Origin of the sequence: Aquibium carbonis, assembly GCF_003970795.1 — a bacterium.
Taxonomy (GTDB): domain Bacteria; phylum Pseudomonadota; class Alphaproteobacteria; order Rhizobiales; family Rhizobiaceae; genus Aquibium; species Aquibium carbonis.
In genome coordinates, this window is sequence record NZ_RWKW01000097.1 from 42,852 (window position 1) to 52,127 (window position 9,276).

The 9,276-nt window shown below is 67.1% G+C and carries 11 protein-coding genes; 9 read left to right on the top strand and 2 right to left on the bottom strand.

The window, feature by feature from the left end:
• Positions 1 to 105: 105 nt before the first annotated feature.
• From EJC49_RS21515 to EJC49_RS21530, 4 genes are all read left to right on the top strand, one after another.
• Entirely contained in the window at positions 106 to 354 is a 249-nt protein-coding gene (locus tag EJC49_RS21515; protein WP_126701984.1) for a ParB N-terminal domain-containing protein, read from the top strand.
• 118 nt (positions 355 to 472) lie between these two features.
• Positions 473 to 1,066 (top strand): LysE family translocator, encoded by a 594-nt coding sequence (locus tag EJC49_RS21520; RefSeq protein ID WP_126701985.1) that lies wholly within the window; start codon positions 473 to 475, stop codon positions 1,064 to 1,066.
• 70 nt (positions 1,067 to 1,136) lie between these two features.
• Positions 1,137 to 1,628, top strand: a complete 492-nt coding sequence (locus EJC49_RS21525; RefSeq protein WP_245453512.1) for a hypothetical protein — start codon at positions 1,137 to 1,139, stop codon at positions 1,626 to 1,628.
• A gap of 86 nt (positions 1,629 to 1,714) precedes the next feature.
• Positions 1,715 to 2,842, top strand: coding sequence for an ATP-dependent DNA helicase (locus EJC49_RS21530; RefSeq protein ID WP_126701986.1), 1,128 nt, complete (start codon positions 1,715 to 1,717; stop codon positions 2,840 to 2,842).
• Here the strand turns inward: EJC49_RS21530 and EJC49_RS21535 are convergent.
• On the bottom strand, positions 2,805 to 3,662 hold the full coding sequence (locus tag EJC49_RS21535) for a glycosyltransferase family 25 protein (RefSeq protein ID WP_170314822.1): 858 nt from the start codon (positions 3,660 to 3,662) through the stop codon (positions 2,805 to 2,807). The two genes, EJC49_RS21530 and EJC49_RS21535, sit on opposite strands and share 38 nt — an antisense overlap.
• Positions 3,663 to 3,828: 166 nt before the next feature.
• Here EJC49_RS21535 and EJC49_RS21540 point away from each other — a divergent pair, with 166 nt between their 5' ends.
• The gene (locus EJC49_RS21540) at positions 3,829 to 4,575 is read left to right on the top strand and encodes a pyridoxine 5'-phosphate synthase (RefSeq protein WP_126701988.1); all 747 of its coding nucleotides are present in this window, start codon (positions 3,829 to 3,831) and stop codon (positions 4,573 to 4,575) included.
• Positions 4,576 to 4,627: 52 nt separating this feature from the next.
• Here the strand turns inward: EJC49_RS21540 and EJC49_RS21545 are convergent, their stop codons facing one another.
• The gene (locus tag EJC49_RS21545) at positions 4,628 to 5,518 is read right to left on the bottom strand and encodes an SDR family oxidoreductase (RefSeq protein WP_126701989.1); all 891 of its coding nucleotides are present in this window, start codon (positions 5,516 to 5,518) and stop codon (positions 4,628 to 4,630) included.
• A gap of 138 nt (positions 5,519 to 5,656) precedes the next feature.
• Here EJC49_RS21545 and EJC49_RS21550 point away from each other — a divergent pair, with 138 nt between their 5' ends.
• The 4 genes from EJC49_RS21550 to ilvC all read left to right on the top strand — a co-directional run bounded on the left by EJC49_RS21550 (position 5,657) and on the right by ilvC (position 9,133).
• Positions 5,657 to 6,067, top strand: coding sequence for a winged helix-turn-helix transcriptional regulator (locus EJC49_RS21550; protein ID WP_126701990.1), 411 nt, complete (start codon positions 5,657 to 5,659; stop codon positions 6,065 to 6,067).
• A complete protein-coding gene (locus EJC49_RS21555) occupies positions 6,018 to 7,349 on the top strand; it encodes an FAD-dependent oxidoreductase (RefSeq protein ID WP_126701991.1) in 1,332 nt (443 codons plus the stop codon). The genes EJC49_RS21550 and EJC49_RS21555 overlap by 50 nt, the downstream gene beginning before the upstream one ends.
• A 73-nt stretch (positions 7,350 to 7,422) precedes the next feature.
• Entirely contained in the window at positions 7,423 to 8,085 is a 663-nt protein-coding gene (locus EJC49_RS21560) for a TetR/AcrR family transcriptional regulator C-terminal domain-containing protein (RefSeq protein ID WP_126701992.1), read from the top strand.
• A 28-nt stretch (positions 8,086 to 8,113) separates the two neighbouring features.
• Positions 8,114 to 9,133: a ketol-acid reductoisomerase gene (ilvC, locus tag EJC49_RS21565; protein ID WP_126701993.1), complete on the top strand. Its 1,020-nt coding sequence runs from the start codon at positions 8,114 to 8,116 to the stop codon at positions 9,131 to 9,133.
• Positions 9,134 to 9,276 lie beyond the last annotated feature (143 nt).

The following is a 9,276-nucleotide window of genomic DNA, read 5'->3' on the forward strand; positions in this document are numbered from 1 at the left end:
AGGTCGCCGTTCGATTTGCCAGGGCCGGCGCGCATGCCGTCATTCGGTGTTGGACTTCGCTTGCCGCCTGGCCCACATGTCGGACTGGTGCATCAGGGGAGAGCCATGCTTCGGACCCACAAAGTCGCGATCGAGACGATCTACGTGCCGACGGCGCGGCGCAAGACGTTGCATCCCGAGACCGTTCGCATTCTGGCCGAGGACATCCTCGAGAACGGCATGAAAGTGCCGATCCAGGTCCGCAAGGATGGCGATCGTCACGTGCTGATCGAAGGTCTGCATCGGCTGGAAGCGGCCAGGTGGCTGGGCGAAACCGAAATCGACGCCTATCTCGTGCAGTCGCGAAAGCATTGAGGAGAGGCCCCCGCCGGCTCCTTTCACCGGGAACTTGTCATGGGCACAAGATTGCGGATGCGCGCGCGTGTTTTTAGGTCAATATTACTGACATAAAAAACGACCGGAAACGTCCCAGATGACCCTCGATCTCTTCGCCGCGCTCGTCGGCTTCGCCTTCGTGTCGTCGGTCACGCCCGGACCCAACAACATGATGCTGCTCGCGTCGGGCGTGAACTTTGGCTTCCGCCGCACGGTACCGCACATGCTGGGCATCGGCTTCGGTTTCGCTTCGCTGCTGCTCGGGGTGGGTTTCGGGCTCGGCGCGCTCCTGGCGGCCTTTCCGGCGCTCCACGTCGGCCTGAAGATCGCCGGCGGGGCCTACCTTCTCTATCTCGCCTGGCGCATCGCCACCTCGCGCACGCTGGCGGAGGCCGGTGGTGCATCGCGGCCGATGTCGTTCCGGGAGGCTGCCGGCTTTCAGTGGATCAATCCGAAGGCCTGGGTGATGGCAGTCACCGCCATGGCGATCTATACCAGCCCCGAGGCGCCTGTCCTGTCGGTCGTGCTGGTTGCGGTGGCCTTCGCCTTGGTCAACGTTCCGAGCGTGTCCGTCTGGGCCGGCTTCGGGACGGCGCTGCGCGGCTGGCTCGCCGATCCGGCAAGGCTCAAATGGTTCAACATCGCGATGGGTCTGCTGCTGGCCGCCACGCTCTGGCCCATGCTGGCTTGAACCCGGCCGCACGCCGGCTGGCGGGTCGATCCCGGCCCATGATATACTTCGGCGGTCAGGAGACCGCCGCATGCTGGATCGCCTTTCGTTGCCGCGCATCGTCGTCGCCAGCGTTGCGCTGCTCGCCGTGCTCATGGCCGTCGGCTGGCTGACCCGCGAGGATCCCGAGACCCGGCCCTATCTGAAGATCCTCGGTGGGGGCTTCATCTTCAATTACCGCGTGGCCGACGTCCACTACGGCTTCACCGCGATCGTCGAGCGTCCGTTGCCGACCGGCTCGATCATCGAGGCGGCCTTCGAGGACCCGTCGGGCGGACCAGACCATGTCGTGCGCCAGCGCGTCGGCACCGGCACCAACCATTATGCGCTGCACTCGCCGCCGGTACGGGGCGTCGAGGCCGACAGGCCCTATCGCGTGGCGATCCGGGTGCTGGACCGGACAGAGCAGAACCTCCTGTGGGCGCATGAACTGGCCTTCAGGAGCCGGATCAGCGATGCGGTGGTTCCCGATCGTCCGCTGACCATCGGGCCGGGCTATGCGCGAAATCCCGGCGGCGGCTGAGTGCTGGTACCGAAGCAACGGTCGGACCAGGAAGGGACGGGGGCTTCCCGCTTGCACAACCGCCGCGAATCCTGTCTCTCGCGGTTATGGAATTTTCTCCGCAGCAGGATGCCGCGCTGAAGGCGGTGGCGAACTGGCTCAAGACCGGCAAGCCGCAGATTTTCCGCCTGTTCGGCTATGCCGGCACGGGCAAGACGACGCTTGCGCGCCATTTCGCGGAACATGTCGACGGTCAGGTCCAGTTCGCGGCCTTCACCGGCAAGGCCGCGCAGGTGCTGAGGTCCAAGGGCGCCACCAACGCCCGCACGATCCATTCGCTGATCTACCGTCCGCGCGGCGAGGAGGCCGTGTCCGACGAGACGACCGGCAAGACGTCGATGTCGCCGACCTTCTCGCTCAACCGTCAAAGCCCGATCGCGCGCGCCAAGCTCGTCGTCGTCGACGAATGCTCGATGGTCGACGAGCAGCTCGGCCGCGATCTCCTGACCTTCGGCACGCCGATCCTCGTGCTGGGCGATCCGGCCCAGCTTCCGCCGATCTCGGGCGGCGGCTTCTTCACCGAGCACGAGCCCGACATTCTCCTGACCGAGATCCACCGCCAGGCGCGCGACAATCCCATCATCCGGCTGGCCCTCGACGTGCGCGAGGGCCGCGAGTTCATGCGGGGGGACTATGGCACGGCGCAGGTGATCGGGCGCGACGACGTCAACCAGGATCTCGTGCTAGCCGCCGACCAGGTGCTCGTGGGGACCAACCGCACGCGCCGGCGTTACAACGCGCGGCTGCGCGAACTGAAGGGCTTCGACGGAGCGCTGCCCATGGCCGGCGACAAGCTGGTCTGCCTGCGCAACGACCCCGCCAAGGGCCTGCTCAACGGTTCGCTCTGGAAGGTCATGACCGCGTCGCGCGAGACGGTGAAGCCCGGCATCAATCTGCTCGTCTCCCCCGAGGAGGACGATCCGGAGCGCGGCGTCGCCAAGATCAAGCTGCTGAAGGCGGCCTTCGAGAACCCCGATGCCGACATTCCCTGGCAGCAGAAGAAGCGTTTCGACGATTTCGACTACGGCTATGCGCTCACCGTCCACAAGGCGCAGGGCTCGCAATGGGACAACGTCGTCCTGTTCGACGAGAGCTTCGCCTTCCGCGAAACGCGCGAGCGCTGGCTCTACACCGCCATCACGCGGGCGGCCGAGCGCTTGACGATCGTGCGCTGACCGTCGCCTCGTCGGCGAAGGGAACGGCCATCTTGCGGCCGAGCATCCTGTGGCGCAGATGCGTGCCGATGCCTGCCACCTGCCGTCGGATGCGCCGGATTTCGCGACCGATCCTGTGAAGCGGCGGCTTCCGTCCGGTGTTGCGGAAGCGGGCGTCGCGCTCGGCCTGTGCGTCGCTCCGGCGCACGGATGCCGGTTGCGACCCGCCTCCGGCTTCTTCGTCCTCCACCAGAACGAGCGCCGGAACGGCCTGGAGGATGCCGTCGGGCCGGTAGAGCGGGCTGGCCGGCGAAAGCAAGGTGTTGTCGATCGGCATTTCGAAACGGCGAGGCGAGGCCAGGATGCGTCGCGCCTCGTCGGCGGTGATCACGTATCCGGCGGTGCCCCATTCCCATGCGAAAGGGCGATGCAGCGCGATGTCGCCCACCTGGTCCAGGGCGCGCCGCTCCAGCAATTGCGGCATCCGCCGGGTCTCGATCCGGATCACGGCCGCCAGTGGGCTACGTCGGTCCAGCGCCGCCAGGAAGGCCGGCAACCGCGGCGACAGCTCGCAGTCGTCTTCCAGGATGAGCGCGAAGGGGGCGCCTTCCTCGAGCATCCGGCGCCAGGCCCGATGGTGGCTGATGCTGGTGGCGATCTCGGTCGGCATCAGCTTCTCGCGCACCGTTTCGACGCTCATGGGTGACACGTCGGCGGCCGAGATGTCGGCTGGCGTCGTCGCGCGGATGCGCTCGACCGTCATGCCGAGCGCGGCGAACTGCGCTTCCATGTAGTGCCGACGATCGGTCCGATGGTCGAGATTGATGCAGAAGATACGCAAGCGGGAGCGCTCCGGTCGAAGTTGCCGGTTCTGGTAGCCGGTATCCCGCTCGGAGGGAACACATGGATCGGCGCTGGACGGTCGATCAGGACGACCTTGGCCCGGTGCGCCCCCGATGTGCCTGTGCTAACGCCATCAGGCCAATCTCGCAGGACCCGCCGACGCCATGCCCGCCAAGCTCTCCGTCAATCTCAATGCCGTTGCCATGCTGCGCAACCGGCGCGATCTTCCATGGCCGAGCGTGACGGCGCTGGGGCGCATTGCCCTTGCCGCCGGCGCCCATGGGCTGACCGTGCATCCTCGGCCGGACCAGCGCCACATCCGCTTCTCCGACCTGCCGGATCTGCGGGCGCTGATCGACGACGAGTTCCCGGAGGCGGAGTTCAACATCGAGGGCTATCCAACCGAGGAATTCCTCGCTCTCGTCGAAAGGACGCAGCCCGAACAGGTGACGCTGGTGCCCGACGATCCGGCTCAGGCCACGTCCGACCATGGCTGGCCGTTCGAGCGGCAGGGCAACTTCCTCCGTCCGGTGGTGGCCAGGCTCAGGAAGCGCGGCATGCGCGTGTCGCTGTTTTGCGATCCGGATGCCTCGCAGCGCGAGATCGAGGCGGCGCGCGACACGGGCGCCGATCGGGTCGAACTCTACACCGGCCCCTATGGCGGTTGCTACGCCAGTTCAACGAAAGCCGACAGCGAATTGAAAAAGCTGGACAGGACGGCGCTGCTGGCGCAGGCGGCCGGGCTTGGCGTCAATGCCGGCCACGACCTGACCGTCGACAACCTGCCGGCGCTCGCCCGCGCCGTTCCGAACCTTGCCGAGGTGTCGATCGGCCACGGATTGACCGCCGACGCGCTCGAATACGGCATGGCCGGGTCGGTCAGGCGTTTTCTCGCGGCCCTGGAAGGCTGACCACCCGCAACCGGAGCGGCCGCGTCGGCGGCCGATCCGGCGTCGTCGGGCGTCAACCGCCGATCGCGGCCTTGTTGGCTTCCATCCACGCCCTCAGCGCGATGGGCTTGCGGCCCGTCAGGCTTTCCACGTCGCCGGTGACGGTGCCGAGCACGCCACTGCGCGTTGCCGCGTCGAACGACACCAGCAGCGGCACCACCGGGGCCGGCACGCCCGCCGCCGCCATGCCTTCGGCGAGTTGTTCGTCGGTCAGGTCGACCACGGCGATCGGCTTTCCGAGAACCTCGGCGGCCATCGCGGCGATTTCGGCGTTGGTGAAGGCCTCTGGGCCCGAAAGCGTGTAGGTGGCGCTGTCCGCCGGCGGCTTCGCGAGGCCTGCCGCGATGGCGCGCGCAAGGTCGTCGCGCTGGACATGGGACGTGCGGCCTTGGCCCGCCGAGGTGAACCACTGGCCGCTGGCCACCGTCGCCGGCAACGACATCGACAGGTTCTCCATGTACCAGCCATTGCGGAAGATGGAGTAGGGGATGCCGCTGGCGCGGATCGCTTCCTCGGTGCCGTGATGATCGGGTGCAAACAGCACGGGATTGCCGGGTCCGGGGCTGAACATCGAGGTGTAGCCGATCCGCGACGCGCCCGCCTCGAGGGCGGCGGATACCGCAGCGCGGTGCTGGCGCAGCCGTGTTCCGGGTTGACCGACGGCATCGGTGGACACGATCAGCACGGTCTTGGCCCCGGCGAAGGCAGCGGCAAGGCTTGCGTCGTCGTCGAAGTCGCCGGCCCGGACGGTGACGCCTTTTTCAGCCAGAGCGCCGAGCTTGGATGCATCGCGGGTGACTGCGATGATGCGGCCCGGCGCGACGCCTTCGCTGTCGATCAGGTGGCGGATGACGGCGCCGCCGAGCGAGCCCGAAGCTCCGGTGACGAGGATGGTGTCGGACATCTGCATTCTTCCTTGTTTTCGAATTCTGGATGATCTCGATTTGGTGGTCTCAAAAAGAGAGTAGGTCGAAAATATGCATTGACCCTCTGCCGTAAAGGAGGCAGTTTTCGCTCCGGTCGTTACGCAAAGGGTACCACCATGGATGCGCGGGTCGCTTCGACGCGTCAGAAGATCGAGATCTACCGGGCCGGCGCCGGGCAGGGGCGTCTTGCGAACTGCCCCATCCGCAGCGTGGTGCAGAGCATCTTCGGCAAGTGGACGTCGCTTCTCCTTTCGGCACTGGCTGAAAAACCCTACCGCTTCGGCGAACTGCGCCGGCTCGTCCCCGACATTTCGCAGCGCATGCTGACGGAGACGCTGCGCGACCTCCAGCGCGACGGCTACGTCCACCGCGAGGTGTTTCCGACCAAGCCGCCGAGCGTCGAGTACAGCCTGACCGATCTCGGGCGGTCGATGTTCGACAGCCTGCAACACCTGCTGCACTGGGCCGAGAACCATCATGCGACGGTGGTCGAGGCGCGGGCACGGTTCGACGCGACCGACGCCTGACGGCCCGATCTTGCCGCCGCTCGACATTGCGATCTGCGGCGCGGGCCCGGCGGGCCTCGCGGCTGCGCTGTTCCTCCATCGGGCCGGGCATCGCGTCACCGTCTTCGAGCGTTTCGAAACCGCCAGGCCGCTGGGATCGGGGCTCATCCTTCAGCCGACCGGTTTGACGGTCCTGGGCGCGCTCGGGCTGCTGCCGGCGATGCTGGAGCTTGGAAGCCGCATCGAGCGGCTGCACGGCGCCGATGCTGCGACCGGACGCACGGTCCTCGACGTCCGCTACGCGTCCGGCCGCAACGGACGCTTCGGCCTCGCGGTTCACCGGGCGGCCCTGTTCGGCGTTCTTCACCGAGCGGTGGAGGCGGCTGGGCTGTCCATCGAGACCGGCCGTGACGTCGATGCCCTGGACGAAACCGGCCGGAAGCCACGCCTGGTCTACGCGGGCGGAACCCGGACGGTTTCCTTCGATCTGGTGGTCGACGCCAGCGGCGCCCGTTCGCGGTTGAAGCGCCACGTCGCTGTCGCATCGGAGCCGCGGGCGCTAGCCTATGGGGCGTTCTGGGCCTCGCTGGCCTGGCGCGGCGGTTTCGATCCGCATGCGCTCTCGCAGCGCTACCGGCAGGCCAGCGTGATGATCGGCGTGATGCCGATCGGCCGCGTCGCGGTAGGCGAGACGGATCAGGCGGCGTTCTTCTGGAGCCTCAAGCCCGACGACGCCGCCGCCGTGCAGGCGCGCGGGCTCGACGCCTGGAAGGACCGGGTGCGCTCCCTCTGGCCGGAAACGGAAGCTTGTCTCGGTCAGATCGACGGTTTCGAGCAGTTGACGCTCGCCCGCTACGGCCACCACACTTTGCACAGGCCGGCGGGACGTCGCCTCGCCGTGATCGGCGACGCCGCGCACTCCACCAGTCCTCAACTGGGGCAGGGCGCCAACATGGCCCTGCTCGACGCCGCAGCACTCGCGCATGCGCTCGCCTCGACGGACGACATCGCCGATGCGCTTGCGCGCTACTGCCAAGCCCGGCGTCTGCACGTGCGGCTGTTCCAGGCGCTCTCGCTGGCCTTCACGCCCTTTTACCAGTCGGACTCGAGGCTGGTGCCGCTGCTGCGCGACACGCTCGTGTCCAGTGTCGCCCGGGTGCCGCCTGCACCCGCAATCCTGGCGGCGCTGGTGTCGGGCATGCTGGCGGACCCGCTGCGGCGCATCGGCCTTGCCGAACCGGATTGGTCCGTCGTTGCCGCTGCCACGGCCGCGCCGGCGCCCGATCGTCCGGCTCGCCCTTGACCCCGGTCGCGGGGGAGGATATTCACGCCGAACCGTACCGTACGGTACACCCTTTCAGCCTTCAGGGACCAGCGTGCCCCAAGCCGCCGCCGCCATCGCCGTCGACGACACCGTCACGCCCCGCCAGGGCGAGGTGCTCGACGCCGTGCTTGCGCTTCTTCTGGAGGGCCGCGACGGGCTGACCATGACGGCGGTGGCGCGCCGCGCGAGCTGCTCCAAGGAAACGCTCTACAAGTGGTTCGGCGACCGCGACGGCCTCCTCACCGCAACCGTGCGCTGGCAGGCTTCCAAGGTGCGCGCCGGCAACTGGGACCGCCAGCACCTCGACGCCGACGCTCTGGCCGAGAGCCTGGAGGCTTTCGCGGCCAACTGGCTGGCGGTGATCTCGTCGAAGACTTCCGTTGCGCTCAATCGCGTCGCGGTGGCGCATGCCGCCTCAGGCCGCAGCGACCTCGGCCGCATCGTGCTGGAAAACGGCCGGTTCGCCATCGGCGAGCGCCTGAAGCCTTTGCTGGAGGCCGCGCGCGAGGCGGGGCTGATCGCCTTCGACGACACCGAGGCGGCGTTTCGCACCTTCTTCGGCCTCGTCGGCCGCGATGTTCAGATCAGGCTGCTGCTGGGCGATTCAATTACGCTGTCGAAGGCCGAGATCGCCGCCGACGCCGCCCGCGCCACAAGACAGTTTCTCACCCTTTTCGGTGCGGGCCGGCCCGCTCCGCGAAACAGATCCAACTGACGACGCAAAACACGGGAAGGAAACCACCATGCGTGTCTATTACGATCGCGACGCCGATCTCAATCTCATCAAGGGCAAGAAGGTCGCCATCATCGGCTACGGTTCGCAGGGTCGCGCACATGCGCTGAACCTGAAGGATTCGGGCGTGAAGGACATCGCCGTCGGCCTCAAGGCCGGTTCGGCGACGACCAAGAAGGTCGAGGCCGACGGTCTCAAGGTCATGACCGTGGCGGAAGCCGCCAAGTGGGCCGACCTGATGATGATGGCCACGCCCGACGAACTGCAGGCCGACATCTACAAGAACGAGATCGCGCCGAACATTCGCGACGGTGCGGCGATCGCGTTTGCCCACGGCCTCAACGTGCATTTCGGCCTGATCGAACCGAAGGCATCGGTCGACGTGCTGATGGTCGCGCCGAAGGGCCCCGGCCACACCGTGCGCGGCGAATACCAGAAGGGCGGCGGCGTGCCGTGCCTCGTCGCCGTCAACCAGGATCCGTCGGGCAACGCGCTCGACCTCGCGCTCTCCTACGCCTGCGGCGTCGGCGGCGGTCGCTCGGGCATCATCGAGACCAACTTCCGCGAGGAATGCGAGACCGACCTGTTCGGCGAGCAGGTCGTGCTCTGCGGCGGCCTGGTCGAGCTCATCCGCGCCGGCTTCGAGACGCTGGTGGAAGCCGGCTATGCGCCCGAGATGGCCTATTTCGAGTGCCTGCACGAGGTGAAGCTGATCGTCGACCTCATCTACGAGGGCGGCATCGCCAACATGAACTATTCGATCTCCAACACCGCCGAGTGGGGCGAATACGTGTCGGGCCCGCGCATCATCACCGCCGAGACCAAGGCCGAGATGAAGCGCGTCCTGAAGGACATCCAGACCGGCAAGTTCACGAGCGAGTGGATGCAGGAGTACCGCTCCGGCATGGCCCGCTTCAAGGGCATCCGCCGCCTCAACGACGAACACCAGATCGAGCAGGTCGGCGAGAAGCTGCGCGGCATGATGCCGTGGATCTCGGCGAACAAGCTGGTCGACAAGACCAAGAACTGATCGACCGTTCCTTCGGTTCGAATGCAGACGGGGCGCCGATGGGCGCCCCGTTTCGCGTTTCGCGGAGGTTGCTTCGCTAGATGTCGTTGCTATGGAGGTTGTCCGTCCGAGGCTTGGATGGGAGGTTGTTGTTGCGACACGAC